The 17,218-nt window shown below is 70.4% G+C and carries 12 protein-coding genes; 5 read left to right on the top strand and 7 right to left on the bottom strand.

Annotated elements, in window-relative coordinates; translation table 11 throughout:
• Nucleotides 1-32: 32 nt before the first annotated feature.
• The 3 genes from AMETH_RS03465 to AMETH_RS03455 form a co-directional block, all read right to left on the bottom strand.
• Nucleotides 33-350 carry a WXG100 family type VII secretion target gene (locus AMETH_RS03465; protein ID WP_017986646.1) on the bottom strand — a complete coding sequence of 106 codons (318 nt, stop codon included), beginning with the start codon at nucleotides 348-350 and terminating at the stop codon, nucleotides 33-35.
• Between the two features lie 152 nt (nucleotides 351-502).
• Nucleotides 503-2,419, bottom strand: a complete 1,917-nt coding sequence (locus tag AMETH_RS03460; RefSeq protein WP_026153767.1) for a type VII secretion-associated protein — start codon at nucleotides 2,417-2,419, stop codon at nucleotides 503-505.
• Between the two features lie 73 nt (nucleotides 2,420-2,492).
• Nucleotides 2,493-6,503: a type VII secretion protein EccC gene (locus tag AMETH_RS03455; protein WP_026153766.1), complete on the bottom strand. Its 4,011-nt coding sequence runs from the start codon at nucleotides 6,501-6,503 to the stop codon at nucleotides 2,493-2,495.
• Between the two features lie 304 nt (nucleotides 6,504-6,807).
• Between AMETH_RS03455 and eccD the strand changes: the two genes are divergently transcribed.
• Complete coding sequence (gene eccD / locus AMETH_RS03450; protein ID WP_017986643.1) at nucleotides 6,808-8,172, top strand: type VII secretion integral membrane protein EccD; 1,365 nt, start codon at nucleotides 6,808-6,810, stop codon at nucleotides 8,170-8,172.
• A gap of 23 nt (nucleotides 8,173-8,195) precedes the next feature.
• On the top strand, nucleotides 8,196-9,641 hold the full coding sequence (gene mycP / locus AMETH_RS03445) for a type VII secretion-associated serine protease mycosin (RefSeq protein ID WP_017986642.1): 1,446 nt from the start codon (nucleotides 8,196-8,198) through the stop codon (nucleotides 9,639-9,641).
• Between the two features lie 388 nt (nucleotides 9,642-10,029).
• Here mycP and eccB read toward each other — a convergent pair whose 3' ends face one another.
• On the bottom strand, nucleotides 10,030-11,652 hold the full coding sequence (eccB, locus tag AMETH_RS03440; RefSeq protein WP_026153765.1) for a type VII secretion protein EccB: 1,623 nt from the start codon (nucleotides 11,650-11,652) through the stop codon (nucleotides 10,030-10,032).
• A 237-nt stretch (nucleotides 11,653-11,889) separates the two neighbouring features.
• Here eccB and AMETH_RS37690 point away from each other — a divergent pair, with 237 nt between their 5' ends.
• From AMETH_RS37690 to AMETH_RS03425, 3 genes are read left to right on the top strand one after another with little or no spacing between them, the layout of a single operon-like run.
• On the top strand, nucleotides 11,890-12,102 hold the full coding sequence (locus AMETH_RS37690) for a hypothetical protein (protein ID WP_017986640.1): 213 nt from the start codon (nucleotides 11,890-11,892) through the stop codon (nucleotides 12,100-12,102).
• 23 nt (nucleotides 12,103-12,125) lie between these two features.
• Complete coding sequence (eccE, locus tag AMETH_RS03430; protein ID WP_017986639.1) at nucleotides 12,126-13,304, top strand: type VII secretion protein EccE; 1,179 nt, start codon at nucleotides 12,126-12,128, stop codon at nucleotides 13,302-13,304.
• On the top strand, nucleotides 13,301-14,023 hold the full coding sequence (locus AMETH_RS03425) for a hypothetical protein (RefSeq protein WP_017986638.1): 723 nt from the start codon (nucleotides 13,301-13,303) through the stop codon (nucleotides 14,021-14,023). Before eccE ends, AMETH_RS03425 begins: the two co-directional genes overlap by 4 nt.
• Before the next feature lie 513 nt (nucleotides 14,024-14,536).
• Here AMETH_RS03425 and truA read toward each other — a convergent pair.
• The 3 genes from truA to AMETH_RS03410 form a co-directional block, all read right to left on the bottom strand.
• Complete coding sequence (gene truA, locus AMETH_RS03420) at nucleotides 14,537-15,373, bottom strand: tRNA pseudouridine(38-40) synthase TruA (RefSeq protein WP_209436881.1); 837 nt, start codon at nucleotides 15,371-15,373, stop codon at nucleotides 14,537-14,539.
• Nucleotides 15,374-15,441: 68 nt separating this feature from the next.
• Nucleotides 15,442-16,026, bottom strand: coding sequence for a 50S ribosomal protein L17 (rplQ, locus tag AMETH_RS03415; RefSeq protein WP_017986636.1), 585 nt, complete (start codon nucleotides 16,024-16,026; stop codon nucleotides 15,442-15,444).
• Nucleotides 16,027-16,105: 79 nt separating this feature from the next.
• Nucleotides 16,106-17,173, bottom strand: coding sequence for a DNA-directed RNA polymerase subunit alpha (locus tag AMETH_RS03410; protein ID WP_017986635.1), 1,068 nt, complete (start codon nucleotides 17,171-17,173; stop codon nucleotides 16,106-16,108).
• Nucleotides 17,174-17,218: the final 45 nt, after the last annotated feature.

Genomic DNA, 17,218 nt, shown 5'->3' with positions numbered 1-17,218 from the left:
AGTCAGGTGTGGTGACGGCGCTCAGGCCGCGATCACAGGCCCTCGAGAGCGGCCTGGAGCGAGCTCAGCTGCTGGTTGACTTCCTGGTCCTGCACCTCGTACTGGACACCGGAGGACTTGAGCATCTCGCCGATGTGCTCGAGCGCGTCGTTCAGCTTCGCCGACTTCTGGGCGAAAGCGTCCATGACGTCCTGGAACACCTTGGCCGCCGGACCGGTCCAGCCCGCCTGCGTGGCCTCGATGTTGTTGGCCAGCTGCATCAGGTTCTGGTCCATCGCCAGCTTGGCCTCGGACACCTTCAGGTGCGCGGCCGCGAATTCTGCCGGATCCCCTTCAAAGCCGCCTGCCATGAGGAACTACCCCCTTCGTCGTGGTGTTGTCCGTAACGATCCCAACCGCCTACGGACCTACGACGATGACCTTGCCATGCCCGGTTCCGCCTTGTCCCGCCGTTCGCGGAAGTAGTTGCGCGTGTGAATGCCGCGCTCACCCGAACGGGTTTTCACGCGCTGATGTTGAGCGTCCTGATCACCTGCGTGCAAGCGGCGTTCACCCGGTCACGCGCGTTTTCGTTCGCATACACGCATCCGACGTTCACCTGGACGTTCCCCTGCGCCAGGGCGTACCAGTCGATCGACGCGGTCTGACCGGGCAGGACCTGGTGGTAGAAGACCACTTTCCGGCCGGCGTAGCTGGCTTCCGGGTTGAACCCGGAGTACTGCGCCGGCGCCGCTTCGATTTGCGAGCGCAACTCACTGACGAGCCGGCGGGGATCGGCCGACGCGTCGTAGGACAACGGGTGTTCCTGGACCGACACCGAGTCGAACTGCTGCTGCGCGTCGTCCGGTTTGATCAGCGTCTCCCGCAGGTCCGGGGAGCCACCGGTCTGCGTCCAGTCCTGCGGCGCGGTGAACTGGTAGTGGTACTGCGCGACGACCTTCCCCGGCGGCGGTTCCGGCTCCCCGTCCGCGGTCAGCACCACGACCAGCCCGGTCACCGCGGCGACGGCGAGCACGACCGCGCCGCCGATGATCCACGGCAGCTTCGGCTTCTTCCGCGTCGGTGGCGCAGGGATCCCGCGCGGCGGCGAACCCGGGCCGGAGCCGTGGTGAGCCGGGCGCGGCGGCCTTGGCGGCGGGCGGCGCACACCCTGCGGTGCCTGGCGCGGCACGGCCGGACCGCTGAACCCGCCGGGCGGTGTCGGCGGCCGGGGCGAGAACCCCGGACGCGGCGCGTTCGGGTTGCGCACGACCTCGGTGCGCTGGTCGGCGAGCTGCCGGGCAGGCACGCGCGGCGGCGGCGAGGCGGGCGCCTTCTGGACCGCGAGCAGCGCGCCACGCGCGACCACCGTTTCCGGCTGGTCCAGAGTGGTCGGCACCACGCCGGTGCGCTCGTGGACCAGGCGCGAGATCATCGGGATCCGGCTCGACCCGCCGACCAGGAAGATCGCGCTGAGCTGCTTCGGGCGCAGCTCGGCCTCCTCGATCGCGGCGCAGGTCAGCTCGACCGCGCGGCCCAGCGGCGCGGCGACCAGGCGCTCCAGGTCCTCGCGCGTCACGTGCGCGTCGGCGAACGGCGGCGGCATCGGCACGTCGGTGTAGGCGTGCCGGGACAACGTTTCCTTGGCGCCGCGCACGTCCTGGCGCAGCACGCGGCGACGGCGCCGGTCGGTCAGCTCACGGCCCTCGACCAGCTGGCGCCACGCGTCCGGGTCCGCTGAGGACACCAGGCTGCCGACGTGCTCCAGCAGCAACTGGTCGACGTCGGCGCCGCCGAAGCTCGGGTCACCCCGGGTGGCGAGGACCTGGAACCCGCCGCGGTGGCCGGGGACCCGGCTCACGACGCTCACGTCCACGGTCCCGCCGCCGAGGTCGAGCACGGCCAGTGTCGCGCCCGGACGGTTGCTGATCTCGACCGTGCGGTCGGAGTTGATCTCCTCCGGCGCGAAGGTGGCGGCGTGGAACACCGCGGCCGCGACCGGTTCCGGCACGAGCGTGACCTCGCGGGCCAGACCACTGGCGGCCTGGCGCAGCAGCCGGGTGCGGACCGCGCCCCAGTCGGCCGGGTGGGTCAGCACGAGCAGCCCGACCTCGGCGTTGCTGGCGAGGCGGCGCGCCTCGGTGACGGCGCGTTCCAGCACCGCGCGCACGACGTCGGTGACCCGAAGGACGCGGTCGCCGAGCAGCAGCTCGCCCTCGTCGATGCGGCGCTTCGGGTTCGGCTCGTAGCGCGACGGGTCCATCGCCGCCTGCCGGTCGGCCTCCTGCCCGACGAACAGCGTGCCGTCGGCCGCCGCGTACACGGCCGAGGACATGAGCGGCTGCCCGTCGACGACGACCACCTGCGGCGGCCGCCCGTTCAGCGCGGCCACCACGCAGGTGCTCGACGTCCCGAAGTCCACTGCGACGCGCAAGGTCACGAGGCGCCCCCGCGAAACGGCACCAGAGCCGCGCCACGGCCCTGGTGCCCCGCTCCGATGTGGACGGTCCTGATCAGTCTGGCTGGATCCACGACACCTGCATCAACTGCTTGCCGACCTTGCGGCTCACCAGCACACCACGGCCCGGCGGCATCGCGGACGGCTTGACGTTGCCCAGCAGCTGGCCCTCGTCCTTGCTGCCGTTCATCACGATGCCCGGCGCCGCGATCTCCTTCAGCTTGCCGATGATCGGGTCGTAGGCCGCCCGCGACGCGCCACCCGTGCGGCGCACCACGACCATGTGCAGGCCGACGTCCTTGGCCTGGGCCAGGAACTCCGACAGCGGCTTGAGCGGGTTGGAGGTCTGCGTGGCCACCAGGTCGTAGTCGTCGACCACGATGAACAGCTCCGGGCCCTTCCACCAGGACCGGTTGCGCAGCTGCTCCTGCGTGACGTCCGGCCCGGGCAGTCGCCGGGTCATCGACCCCACGATGTCCTTGACCATGCCGTCGAGCTGGTTGGCCGACACCGCGTAGCCGAGCAGGTGGTTGCCCTCCACGAACCCGAGCATCGTGCGCCGGTAGTCCACCAGCACGATGACCGCTTCCTTCGCCGTGTACCGCTCGGTGATCCCGCGCGTGATCTGCCGCAGCAGGTTCGTCTTGCCGGACTCGCCGTCGGCGAAGGCGATGAAGTGCGGGTCGGCGTCGAAGTCCAGGTAGACCGGCGCCAGCTCGTCCTCGTTGATGCCGATCGGGATGAGCTTGGTGTGCCGCTGCTTGTCCATCGACAGCACGTCCTCGTAGGACACCATCTCCGGCAGCAGCCGCACCTGCGGCGCCGGGCGGCCCGGCCAGGCGGCCTTGATCTTCGCGACCGCGTCCGCGACGCCGGCGCCGATCGTCTCCGGGTCGCTCGACCCGTCGATCCGCGGCAGGCCGATCAGCATGTGCAACCGGTCGCGGGTCAGGCCGCGGCCGGGACGGCCCTCGGGCACGTTCACCGCGGTCCGCCGGTCGATGTCGGATTCGCTCGGGTCACCGAGCCGCAGTTCGAACCGCGTGCCCAGCATGTCCTTGATCGCCGGGCGGATGTCCGCCCACCGGTTCGCGGAGATGACCACGTGCACGCCGTAGGCCAGGCCGCGCTGCGCCAGCGCGGTGATCTGCGGCTCCAGCTCCTCGAAGTCGTCGCGCAGGGCGCGCCAGCCGTCGACGATCAGGAACGCGTCGCCGAACGGGTCCTGCTCCGGGGTGATCTCGCCGCGCCGCTTGCGGTTGCGGAAGTCGGCCATCGAGTCGATGCCCAACTGTCCGAACAGGCCTTCCCGCTCGTTGGCGAGCGCGTTCAGCTCGGCCACGATGCGGCGGGCCTTGTCCGGCTCGCGGCGGGCCACCGCGACACCACCGACGTGCGGCAGGTCGGCGAGGCCGGCGAGCGTGCCACCACCGAGGTCGATGCAGTAGAACTGCGCCTCCTCTGGCGTGTTGGCCAGCGACAGCGACATGATCAGCGTGCGCAGCAGGGTCGACTTCCCCGACTGCGGACCGCCGACGATCACACCGTGACCGGCCGCGCCGGAGAAGTCCGCCCACAGCGGGTCGCGCCGCTGCTCGAACGGCCGGTCGACGATGCCGATCGGCACCTGCAACTTGCCGTTGCCGAAGAAGCCGACCGGCGACAGACCGCGATCGTCGGTCGGGTTGAGGTTCGGCAGCAGCGTGTCCAGCGAGTTCGACTCGTCGAGCGGCGGCAGCCACACCTCGTGCGCGGGCGGGCCCTGGCCGATCAGGCGGTCGACGATGACCTCGAGCTCGGTCGGTTCGGTGCCCTCCTCCTGCTGCGGCTGGGGCGCGGCCTCGACGCGCACCGGCTCCGGCTCGGGCTCCGGCGGCAGCTCCACGAAGTCGGGCACGAACAGCTGCGGCCGCTTGTCCGCGCGCACGACGTTGGCCACCGGCCCGGCCGCCTGCATCCCGGCAGGCCGGTACGGACCGGACACGTAGGACGCCTTGAACCGGACCATCGTGGACGTGTCGTACTTCAGGTACCCCGATCCCGGGATCGACGGCAGCTCGAACGCGTCCGGCACACCGATCGCGGCCCGCGACTCCGCGGCGGAGAACGTCTTCAGACCGATCCGATAGGACAGGAACGTGTCCAGACCACGCAGCTTGCCCTCCTCCAGCCGCTGCGACGCGAGCAGCATGTGCATCTGCAGCGACCGGCCTACGCGGCCGATCTGGAGGAAGATGTCGATGAAGTCCGGCTTGGCCGTCAGCATCTCGGAGAACTCGTCGATGCAGATGAACAGCGCGGGCAGCGGGTCGAGGTCGGCGCCGTTCTCACGGGCCTTCTCGTAGTCCCAGACGTTCTTGTAGTTGCCCTTCGCGAGCACTTCCTGGCGCCGCGCGACCTCGCCCGCGATCGCGTCCTTCATGCGGTCAACCAGCGTCAGGTCGCCGGCCAGGTTGGTGATCGTCGCGGCGACGTGCGGGGCCTTGTCCAGGCCGAGGAACGTCGCACCACCCTTGAAGTCGACCAGGATCATGTTCAGCGTCGTGCTGGAGTGCGTGGCCAGCAGGCCGAGCACCAGCGTGCGCAGGAACTCCGACTTACCGGAACCGGTCGCCCCGATGCACAGGCCGTGCGGGCCCATGCCTTCCATCGCGGCTTCCTTGATGTCCAGCTCGACGGCCTGCCCGAACTCGCCAATCCCGAACGGGACGCGGTAGCGGTCGCGCACCGGGCGCGGCCGCCAGGCCTGCTGCACGTCGAACGTCATCGGGTCGCCGGGGATGCCGAGCAGCTCCAGCAGCGTCGGGTTGGACAGCAGCGGCTCGTCCTCGCTGGCCTCCTGCGCGGCGCTGCCGACGCGGTACGGCGCGAGCTTGCGGGCCAGCGCCTCGCACTCGACGACGCTGAGGCTGTCCGGCTTGCCGAACCACTCGATGCCGCCGCCGCTGCGCGCGCCGACGCGTTCCTTCTCCACGACCAGGCGCAGACCGCGGCGCGCGGCGAGGTTGCCCAGCGAGTCGGACAGGTCGATCAGCGTGACGCCGACCAGGCCCTCCTCGAGGATGATCTGCTCCTCGCGGGTGACCTCGGCGTCGTCCAGCACGATCACGATGTGCGGCTGGTCCGGCGACGGCGTCGCATTGCGCGAGAACCGCGGCCGGTCACGCAGCTCCGCGTCCAGCCACTGCTCGATCTGCGCGAGCGAACCGGCCATCATGCGCAGCTGACCGATGCCGTCGGCCAGCTCGGGGTGCTGGACGTGCGGCAGCCACTTGGCCCACTCCCACTCGGCCTTCGCGCGGCCGGTGGTGGCGAACGCGAGCAGGACGTCGTCACAGCTGTGGAAGGTGACCAGCTGGGCCAGCATCGCCCTGGTCAGCCCGCGGGTCAGCTCCTTGTCGCCGCTCAGGCTCACGGCCGCGAACCCGCGCAGGGTGATCTGGGTGGGCAGATCGGGGACGATCGAGTGGGCGCGCACGAACCGGCGCAGCGCCAGCGTGGCGATCGGCTCCAGCTCGTCGACCGGGCCGGTCTGGGGCGGCACCAGGCGCGTCGCCAGCCGGTGCGAGCTGCGCCCGACACGCAGGTGCAGGAAGTCCTGGTCGTTCTGGCGGCGCTCCCACATGCGGCGGCTCGCGGCCAGCGACCACAGCGCCTGCGGATCCGGGTGCACCCACTCCAGCGACGCGCGCTGCTCGGCCATCGCCTCGCGGGCCCGCTCGCGCATCTGCCCGAGGTACCGCAGGTAGTCCTTGCGGTCCTCGTTCATCTCGGCCTTCTTGGCCCCGCCGCTCTTGCCGCCGCCGGCGAACATGCCCCCCATCGACATGAGCATCATCAGCGGGAACATCAGCGTCAGGGGGCTGCGCGCCGCCGATCCGCCGGTGGTGAACATGACGACGACCATGCCCATCGTGGCCACGATCATGACCACGGGCATCATCTTCTGGACGACGTTGCCCGGGATCGTGCGGGGCACCTCCGGTGGCGGTTCGAGGTGGACCTCACCACCCGGTGGACGCGGCGCAGCAAGCCTTGGTGACCTCTTGAACTGCAGCGTGCTCACCGAAGGGTCCCCTCTTCAAGTCGTCCTGCTCCTCCAGCGCCCACACGGTAGCGAACAACGACCTCTTCCGAGGCCGAGACCGCCCAACCCGGCACCGATTGCCCGAATCCACCCCCGTGGCGGAGCCAGGTGCAGTAATACTAGGACCGCCCACCGACAGTCCGGAACGATCCGCGGGTGCACGTTGGGCAGGAATTCACGGGCAGCGGCTGCCGCGGACACGGTCGTTCGGTATAAGTAGCCCGCAGCATTCTCTCGGGTAGGGGGCAGGCAAGTGGCAACGGGCACGACGGTATTCAGCAGGGTGACGGTGGTCGCGCCCCGGACCAGGATCGACGTGGCGCTGCCCGCCGACGTCGCGGTCGCCGACCTGATGCCGATGCTGCTCGACATGGCCAGGGAGACCTCGCCGGACGGCGGCGCCCGCCACGGCGGCTGGGCGCTGGCCAAGCTGGGCGACGCACCGCTCGACCCGAGCCGGACGCTCGCCTCGCTCGGCATCGTCGACGGCGACCTGCTGCAGCTGCGCAAGCGCAACGACAACCCGCCGCCGCCGCTGTACGACGACGTGGTCGACGCGATCGCCGACGCCCAGCCGGACACCTTCCGGCCGTGGACCAAGGAGACCGCGCGGCGCATCGGGCACATCGCCGGCGGCCTGGCGCTGTTCACCGCGGCCGTGGCCCTGTTCTTCGGCGGCCCGCTGTTCGGCGGGAACGGCCTGGCCGCCGCGCTCACCGCGGGTGTCGCCGCGATCGCGTGCCTCGCGGTCGGCGCGACGCTGGCCAAGGCGTACCAGGCCGAGGCGACCGGGGTGGTGATCGCCGCCGCGGGCGGGCTGCCGTTCGCGTTCGTCGCCGGTTTCTACGCCGTGCCCGGCCTGACCGTGCGGGCCAACCTGCTGCTGGCCAGCGGGCTCGTGGTGATCCTGGCCGCGGTCGCGATCATGATCATGGGCGCGGGCATCACGACGTTCATCGCCGCCGCCACGGCCGGTGTGATCGGGGTGGTCGCGTTCACCATCGCGACCCTGATCGCGCACCCGGCGGCCGGCATCGCCGCCGGCACCGCGGCAGGCGCACTCGCGCTGATCTCGCTGCTGCCGCGCGCGACGATCTGGCTGGCCAAGCTGCCGCTGCCGCACGTGCCGGGCACCGCGGAGGAGCTCAAAGAGGACACCACGTTCCCGGACTACACCGAGATCGAGCGCCGCACGGCCGTCGCCCACAACTACATGACCGGCCTGCTGATCGGGTGCGGCAGCGCGACCGCGATCGCCGCGATCATCACCGCGACCGCTCCCGGCGTGTGGGGCATCCTCACCGCCGCCGTCGCGACCATGGTGCTGCTGCTGCGCGCCCGCTCCTACGCCAACGGCAGCCAGGCCGTCGCGCTGCTGACCACGGGCATCGTGTCCGGCGCCGGCATCCTGCTCGGCTGGCTCGGCACGCAGACCCCGATGGGCCGCCTGCTGTGGGTGTTCGGGGTGCTGGTGATCATCGGCGCCGGTTCGCTGGTCGTCGGCGTCGTGTTCCCCAACCAGCGGTTCTCGCCGCCGCTGCGCCGCACCGTCGAGATCTTCGAGGCGATCTGCATCGCCACCGTGCTGCCGCTCGCGCTGGCCGTCATGGACCTGTACGCCACGCTGCGGCACATCTCGTTCGGCTGAGCATGAATCGAGGGGGAACTCGCGTGCGGAGACTCGGTGCGCCCGGCCGGACGGCGACCGTCCTGCTGGCGGCGTCGATCGGCGTCCTGGCGACCGGGACGGCCCAGGCGCAGACGGGCGGCACCGGCTCCGACGGGTACTGGGCGGTGCCGCCGCCGTTCGTCGCCAGCTACCTGCCGGGCGACAACGGCGGCCACAACAGCTTCGACTACCAGCAGAAGAACGCCTGCGTGACGCGTGACCTCGGGCAGAAGGAGGTGGTGCTGCGGGAGAAGCCGTGGGGCCAGCAGTACCTCCAGATCGAGGAGGCCCAGCAGCTCGCCCGCGCCAAGACTGGTTCGGCAGGGGGCGGCATCCGGGTCGCGGTGATCGACACCGGCGTGACCCGGCACCCGTACCTGCCGCGGCTGGAGGGCGGCGGTGACTACGTTTCGGCCGGTGACAACGGCCTGAACGACTGCGACGGTCACGGCACCGAGGTGGCCGGGATCATCGCCGCGCAGACGCCGCAGGACCAGATCGGGTTCACCGGCGTCGCGCCCGATTCGACGATCGTGTCGATCCGGCAGTCCAGTCAAAACTACTCCAAACCGGACTCCGCGGGCGGCACCAGCGGCCAGCAGACCGGTGGACGGCAGCAGAACGACGCGAACGGCGCGGGCACCACGCTGTCGCTGGCGCAGGCGATCGTGCGCGCCGTGAACCTGAACGTCGACGTGATCAACATGTCGGTGGACAACTGCCGCCCCGCGGACGGCTCGATCACCGACGGCGAGCGGGCGATCCAGGCCGCGGTGCGGTACGCCGTGGACCGGAACGTAGTGGTCGTCGCCGCGGCGGGCAACACCTCCGAGACGTGCCCGCAGAATGACCAGGCCGACCCGAACAAGCCCCGGTCGATCGTGACGCCCCCGTGGTTCTCCGACGACGTGCTGTCGGTGGCGGCGATCGACGAGACCGGCGGGGTGGCGCCGTTCAGCGTGCACGGGCCGTGGGTGAGCGTGGCCGCGCCGGGCACGAACATCATCTCGCTGGACCCGTCGAAGGGCTCGTCGCAGCTGGCGAACCAGACGATCGAGAACGACAAGGCGACGCCCATCCAGGGGACGAGCTTCGCGGCGCCGTACGTGGCCGGAGTCGCGGCGCTGGTGGCGGCGCAGTACCCGAACCTGAACGCGCGGCAGATCATGAACCGCATCCGGGTGACCGCGCAGCACCCCGGCGCGCAGGGCGGACGTGACAACTTCACCGGTTTCGGCGTGGTCAACCCGGTGGCGGCGCTGACCGCGATCGTGCCCGCCGAGGAGGGCCTGGCCGCGCAGTCGGGGCGGCAGCTGCCGTCCGGACTGCCGGACGCGTCGCCGAAGAACTGGACGCCGATGATCGTGGCGCTGGCCGGCACCGGCGGAGGCCTGGTGGTCCTGCTGGTCGTCATGTTCGTGATGAGGACCATCCGCCGCACACGCTGAGCGCAATCTTTGAACAACACCCAGCCACCCACCCAAGGTGAGACGAGGCACCCCTTGGTCATCCCGGAGCCTGCCCGTCCGGCGAGGACTCTTTTGATCTTTAAAGCCGCGCTGTCGCGCGGAAACTGCGCCTCACGGCGCTGGAAAGGTCACCTTCGACCACCCCCGCCCCCGATGCCTGATTGTGTTTCAGTCGCCGAGCAGCGGGGTCAAGGCGGGAAAGAGTACCTTGACCCCGCTGATCGGCGACCAAAGGCCCGCTGTGGATCGGGAGCGGGGGAGGTCTGGTTGGCGTAGTCGCCTGCTTTTCGTTGCCCGCTTGCGGTTTGTGGCGGACCTAAAAAGACAGCGGCCCTCCGCATTTTGGAGGGCCGCTGTCTTTTGTGGACTAGTTGCCTGATGTTCCGGTGTTTCCGGATACCTGTTGCTGCTGCGACGGGAAGCTTCCAGCGTTCGGCGAAACCGGCACGGAGTCGTAGCTCCGCTGGGCGTCCTGCACGTTCAGGGACGCTCCGGTGGGCAGGAGGCGCACGATGGCGTCCGGCGCCGGTCGTGGGTCGGTCAGGCCCAGTGCGTTGGCGGTATTCGCGTCGGGGACGCCGTACCGCAGGCCCCGGTCGGTCACCAGCGAGATGGGGCCCGTCGCGAAGGACTGTTTCGACGTCGCCGATCGGATGACCGCTCCCCGGCCGGGGGGCATGTAGAAGTTGTCGATCTTCAAGCCGTCCGGGCTCGGCTGTCCGATCTGGATCAGCTTCGCGTCGGCGGGGACGGGGAGCTGCGTGCCGACGTAGACGGCCGTGTGCTGGTCCTCGGTCGTCGGGTCGCCGGGGTTCACCACGTTCCACCCGAGGCAGGTCACCGGGGTCTGCGTCGGGTCCAGCACGGTGGGAATGGTGTTCGGCATCGTGTCGACCTTGAGCGCGTCGCTGTCGCCGGACTGGATCTGGCGGATCGACGTGATCGTGTTCGGCGACAGTTCCTGCGGGCGCGGCGCGGCGGTCGAGCTACCCGAGAAGCGGATCAGGTCCGCGACTGCGGGCGACACGCGCTGGATCCCGTTCTGCAGGACCACGTAGCTGCTCCGCGTGCCGTCCGAGAACGAGACCGCGAACACGTCACCCACGTTGAGGCCCGCCAGGTCCAGCGCCTGGAACTGCGTCGCGCTGCCCTTGCCGGGGATGGTCGGCGGCGTGAACGGCGTCACCTGCGGGATGGCGTTCAGCAGGCCGATGGAGATGCGGCGCGCGTTCTGCGGGTTCAGGCCCAGTGCCGTGTAGACACCGGCGCGTGCCGGGTCCAGCTCGGCCCGCACGGTGTTCGCGTTCGGCTGGTTCGGGTTACGCTCCAGGCGGTAGATCAGGTACGGCTTGTCGTTGTCGCCGACGGCCAGCACAGCTTCGTTGTCGCCCAGCTCACGTCCCGGGTCGGGCACGCCGGCGAGCACCGTCGTAGCGTTCGTCGCCTGCTGCAGCGCCAGCTGGTTCGGCAGGTCCGACCGGATGGTCAGCTGGTCGCACACCGCCCAGTCGTCGGACACCCGCTGTGACGTGGTCGGCAGCAGCTGCGGACCGTCCACAATGCCCGTCAGTCGCCCGCGCGGGATGTCCTTGAGCTGGTCGTCCGGGACCACCGACGGCTCCACCGCGCTTGCCGCCGCGGTGCCGCCCTGCCCCTGCTGCGACATCAGCAACAGCCGCGCCGAGGCCAGGTTGAAGGTCGGGACCAGTTGCTTCGGGTTGCCGGTGACGACGTAGATCGCGCCGGACTCCTTGCCGATCACGATGTTTCCCGAGTCCGGCACGGCCGGTTTCGGGCTGATCAACCCGAAGATCACGAAGCCGACGACACCGAGTAACGCCAGGATGAACCCGACGATCGTCGCTCTGCCGTGGGTCCGCATCGGATCGTGGAGCATGACCGAGTCACGCCGCACCAGCGCGGACTGCATGCGGCGCAGCACGAACTGGTAAGCGTGAACTTGCGATTTCGTTGTCGGTGTTGACGGCATTCTCGACCTACTGCTCCCCGAGTCGCGGTACGGTTCCGCAGGATAGCGGTACGGGATCTCCGCCGGTGTGGGTTTCTCCCAACTCCGGCTAGGGTCGGGTTCCCGGCCGACCGGCTTGCCGGGATCGCTGTAGGTACGAGGGGAAGAACGAGCGGATGTCCGTCACCACTCCGCCACGTCCGGGTGGGCCCCCGGGTTCACCGCCGCCGAGGGGCCGCCCGCCGGGCCCGCCACCGCGTGGCGGCGTTCCGGGCGGGCCGGGAGGACCCGCCGGACCGCGCGGCCCGCAGGGTCCCGGAGGCCCCGGTGGGCCTGGCGGCCCAGGTGGTCGCGGCCCTGGTGGACCCGGTGGTCCGGGCGGGCCTGGTGGCCCGGGTGGTCCGCCGCCGGCGCAGCCGCCCCCCGAACGTCCCGCGCCGGTCGCTCCCCCAGCTCGCCGCCGCGTCCTGAACACCCGCCTCGGCCCGATCCCGGTGACCAACCTGGTGGTGCTCGAGATCGGCCTCGCGATCGGGCTGATCCTCATCGCGATCAACGAGTCGCTGCTCTACGTCGGCATCGGCGTCCTCGCCGCCGCGCTGATCATCGCGCTCCTGCGCTGGCGCGGTCAGTGGTTCACCCAATGGGCTGGACTTACGATGCGCTACTCGTTCCGCAGCCACGACCGGGTGTCGACGCCGCCGAAACCCGACGCCCAGGCCATCGCGACGGGCGACGTGTCCGTTACCGGCCCGGAGGACGTGCGCGTCAGCCTGCTGCGGCTCGTCGTGCCGGACCTGGTGGTCGCGCACGGCAAGGACCACGAGCTGCAGGAGGTCGGGCTCGCCTGGCACGACGGCACGTGGACCGCGGTCCTGCTCGTCGAGCCCACCCCCGCGCTGATCACGCAGGCCGGGGGCGCGCCGAGCCTGCCGCTGTCGGCGCTGGCGCCGTGCCTGGAGGACCGCGGCGTCGTCCTGGACTCCATCCAGATGATCTGGCACTGCTACCCGGGCAGCGCGGCGCTGCCCGCGGACTCGCCCGCGCTGACGTCCTACCTGGAGGTCCTCGGACCGCTGCCGGCCGCCGCGCGACGCACGACGTGGGTGGCGATCCGGCTCGACCCGCGTCGTTGCCCGGACGCGGTCCGCGAGCGCGGCGGCGGTGTCGTCGGCGCGCACCGCGCCCTCATCGGCGCGCTGTCCCGTGTCCGCAACGCACTGGAGTCGCAGGGCGTGCCGACCCGGCCCCTGAGCCCGGACGAGCTGCTGCGGGCCGGGATCTCGGCCGCCGAGCTGACCGCGGCCGTCGGTGGCGGCGCGAAGGTGAGCCTGAAGGAGAACTGGACCAGCGCGACCGCGGCGGGCGTCGGTCACGCCAGCTACGCCGTGACCAGCTGGCCCAAGGGCAAGATCACGACCACGCTGAACGCGCTGACCAGCGTGCGCACGCTGTCGTCGACCGTGGCGATGTCCATCTCGCCCGCGGACGACGAGGGCAAGGTCGGCCTGCGCGGCGTGGTGCGGCTGAGCGCGCGCAACCCGCGTGAGCTGGACGCCGCCGACGAGCGGCTCAACACGCTCGCTGAACGCGTCGGTGTGTCGCTGACCCCGCTGCGCGGCCTGCAGATCGACGGGCTCGCCGCGACCATGCCGATGGGAGGCACCGCATGAGCCTGCGGCTTCGTGACCCGGGCCGGAACACGGGCGTCGCGCCCGAGTTCGTGGTCGACCCGGTGCTGCTGGACGCGATCAGCCCGTCCGGTGACCGCGGCGGCATCGTCGTCGGCTCGGGCCTCAAGGGCGAGCCGCTGACGATCTCCGCCCTGCGGGCCACCCCCACCCGGATCGTGCTGGTGGGTGGCCTGTACCTGGCGCGGCAGGTGGCGCTGCGGGCGATGGCGGTCGGCGCGTGGGTGACGATCGCGACCGGACGGCCGGCCGCCTGGCAGGTGCTGCCGAAGGCGGCAGGCAACCAGCCGAACGGGCGACCGTCGCCGCTGGTGACCATCCGGCGGCTGTCGCCGGTCGAGCTGCCGCGCCCGTCGGAAGACGCGCCGCTGCTGGTGGTCACCGACGGCGGGCCGACACCGCAGGACCTGTTCCCGCCCCGATCGCCCTGGCACACGACGGTCTACGTGCTGCCGTACCTGCACCCCCAGGCGACGACGATCGCGAACGCCGCGGACGTCGTGCTGATGCAGCGGCTGCCCGCCGGACAGGCCGAGCTGGCGGCCCGGATCTGGCGCCTGCCACCGCAGATGGTGCGGCAGCTGACCACGCTGAAGGACGACCAGGTGGTGGCACTGGGTCAGAACCTCTGGCGCCCCCTCCGCCTGGTCACCACACCGAAAGAACAGGCACTACTGGGCCCAGTCCGCCGCGGCGACTGACGACGTCCTTGATCTGTGAACAAAACCCGAGCTGGGTGGTCATCCCGTCGCCTGACACCGGCGCCATATGCACAAACCGGAAGGCGACGGGATGACCCGCCAGCCACCCACTCGAGGTGAGACGAAGTGCTTTTCTGTCATCCCGGAGCCTGCCCGTCCGGCGAGGACTCTTTTGATCTTTAAAGCCGCGCTGTCGCGCGGAAACTGCGCCTCACGGCGCTGGAAAGGTCACCTTCGACCACCCCCGCCCCCGATGCCTGATTGTGTTTCAGTCGCCGAGCAGCGGCGTCAAGGCGGGAAAGAGTACCTTGACCCCGCTGATCGGCGACCAAAGACCCGCTGTGGATCGGGAGCGGGGGAGGCGTAGTCGCCTGCTTTTCGTTGCCGGCTTGCGGTTGCGCGGTGGGGGAAGGCCTGCTTGTTCGTCGGTCTTCTTCCGTCGCTGGCTTGCGGTCTGCCGTGCGGCCAGCCACCGTCGCCAGCCTGTGGATAACCGCTGTGGATTGTGGATAACTAGCTCGCCTCGGAGGCTGCTCGCATGTTGCGGGTCTGTTCGGCCCGTGCGGCCAGCTCCTCGTCGGCCGGGTAGTCCACGCCGATCAACGTCAGGCCGTGTGCGGGGGCTACGGCGCTGTCCCGCACTCCCCCGCGCAGCAGCTCAGCCGGCCACTCGGTCGGGCGACGGCCGTCGCCCACCAGGAGCATCGCGCCGACCAGGCTGCGCACCATCGAGTGGCAGAACGCGTCAGCCGAGACCTCGGCCTCGACGACGTGCGAATCGATCCGGCGCCACGTGAACCGCTGCAGTTCGCGGATCGTGGTGCCGCCCTCGCGCTGCTTGCAGAACGCCGCGAAGTCCCGCAGGCCCAACAGTGCCTCGGAAGCCTCGTTCATCGCCGTCAGAGACAGGGGGCGGCCCCAGGCCAGGGTGTCGAACCGGCGCAGTGGATCAACGCCCCACGGCGCGTCCGAGACCCGATAACGATAATGCCTGCGGATCGCGGAGAACCGGGCGTCGAAACCCTCCGGCGCGACCCGCGCGTCCAGCACTCGCACGTCGCCCGGCAGGAACCGGTTCCAGCGGTGCCGCATGCGCTCCAGATCGAGAATTCCGTGCTCGTCCAGCGTCAGGCGGCCGCGTGGCTCCGACAACGGCACCACGTCCACGTGCACGACCTGCCCGGTCGCGTGCACACCGGCGTCCGTGCGGCCGGCCACCACGACCGACTTCGGCACCGCGGCCCCGGGCGGCTGCTTCGCCAGCGCCTCCTCCAGCAAGCCCTGGACCGTCCGGCGGCCGGGCTGGCGGGCCCACCCCGAGAACTGCGTGCCGTCGTAGCTGACGTCCAGGCGCAGACGAACGAGCCCGCCCTCCCCGGAGGGAGCAGCGGGCTCGTTGCCTGGACCGAACTCAGCCGTCAGGACTCGTCCTTCTTCGACGACTCAGCGTCGGCATCCGCGTCAGCGGCACCCTCGGCCGGCTCGGCGGTCGCCTCGGCGGTGGCCGACTCGGGCGCCTCAGCGTCCTGGTCGGCCGCCTCGGCGGCCTCGGCCTTGGTCTCCTCGGCCTCGGTCGCGGCGGGAGCGGCGGCCTCGTCCTTCGCGAACTTGGTCTTCCGCGCCTTCTCAGCCTCCGAGGTGACGGTCTTCTCGGACACCAGCTCGATGACCGCCATCGGGGCGTTGTCGCCCTTGCGCGGCAGCGTCTTGGTGATCCGGGTGTAGCCGCCGTTGCGGTCCGCGAAGAACGGGCCGATCTCGGCGAGCAGCTTGTGAACCACGTCCTTGTCGCGGATCACGCGCTGGATCTGACGCCGGTTGTGCAGGTCGCCGCGCTTCGCCTTGGTGATCAGCTTCTCGGCGAGTGGCCGCATCCGGCGGGCCTTGGCCTCGGTCGTGGTGATCTTGCCGTGCTCGAACAGCGACGTGGCGAGGTTCGCCATCATCAGCCGCTCGTGGGCCGCGGATCCACCGAGACGGGGGCCCTTCGTGGGGGTGGGCATTGCTTCTCCTCGTAAATCCGGCCGCTTTCAGGCCGGCGCCCGCCCCGCACGAATCACTCGGCGAGGCGGGCCGCCGTCCTTACAGCTGCTCCGTCTCTGCGTAGTCCTGGCCGTCGTCGTGGCCGTTGTCCGACAGACCGCCGACACCCTCGGCGGACCAGCTCTCGCCGCCCTCGTAGGAGGCAGCAGCCGCGGTCGGGTCGAACCCGGGCGGGCTGTCCTTCAGCGACAGGCCGAGGCCGACGAGCTTCATCTTGACCTCGTCGATCGACTTCGCGCCGAAGTTGCGGATGTCGAGCAGGTCGGCCTCGCTGCGCGAGACCAGTTCGCCGACCGTGTGGATGCCCTCGCGCTTGAGGCAGTTGTACGACCGGACCGTGAGGTCCAGGTCCTCGATCGGCATCGCGTAGGCGGCGATGGTGTCCGCCTCCTGCGGCGACGGGCCGATCTCGATGCCCTCGGCGTCGACGTTGAGCTCCCGGGCCAGGCCGAACAGCTCGACCAGCGTCTTGCCGGCCGACGCGACCGCGTCGCGCGGGGTGATCGACGGCTTGGTCTCGACGTCCAGGATCAGCTTGTCGAAGTCGGTGCGCTGCTCGACACGGGTCGCCTCGACCTTGTACGTGACCTTCAGCACCGGCGAGTAGATCGAGTCGACCGGGATCCGGCCGATCTCGGCACCAGCCTGCTTGTTCTGCTGAGCGGGCACGTAACCGCGGCCGCGCTCGACGACCAGTTCGATCTCCAGCTTGCCCTTGCCGTTCAGCGAGGCGATGTGCAGATCCTGGTTGTGCACGGTGACACCGGCCGGCGGAACGATGTCGGCCGCGGTGACCTCACCCGGGCCCTGCTTGCGCAGGTACATGGTGACGGGCTCGTCCTCCTCGGACGAGACGACCAGTTCCTTGAGGTTCAGGATGATGTCGGTGACGTCTTCCTTCACCCCGGGGACGGTGGTGAACTCGTGCAGCACACCGTCGATGCGGATGCTGGTGACCGCCGCGCCCGGGATGGACGACAGCAGCGTGCGCCGCAGCGAGTTGCCGAGCGTATACCCGAAGCCGGGCTCCAGCGGCTCGATGGTGAACCGGGACCGGGTCTCGTTGATCGGCTCTTCGCCGAGGGCCGGTCGCTGGGAAATCAGCACTTTCTTCTCTTCCTTTCCTGCCGGCGCCCGCCATATGACGCCGAA

Source organism: Amycolatopsis methanolica 239 (genome assembly GCF_000739085.1).
Lineage (GTDB): Bacteria > Actinomycetota > Actinomycetes > Mycobacteriales > Pseudonocardiaceae > Amycolatopsis_E > Amycolatopsis_E methanolica.
This window is presented reverse-complemented; position numbering and strand designations above follow the sequence as displayed.

What these genes read in the sequence shown, in the direction of transcription:
- AMETH_RS03465 (WP_017986646.1), bottom strand. Translation starts at nt 350, where the DNA reads ATGGCAGGCGGCTTTGAAGGGGATCCGGCAGAATTCGCGGCCGCGCAC.
- eccB (WP_026153765.1), bottom strand. Translation starts at nt 11,652, where the DNA reads ATGCCGTCAACACCGACAACGAAATCGCAAGTTCACGCTTACCAGTTC.
- AMETH_RS03425 (WP_017986638.1), top strand. Translation starts at nt 13,301, where the DNA reads ATGAGCCTGCGGCTTCGTGACCCGGGCCGGAACACGGGCGTCGCGCCC.
- rplQ (WP_017986636.1), bottom strand. Translation starts at nt 16,026, where the DNA reads ATGCCCACCCCCACGAAGGGCCCCCGTCTCGGTGGATCCGCGGCCCAC.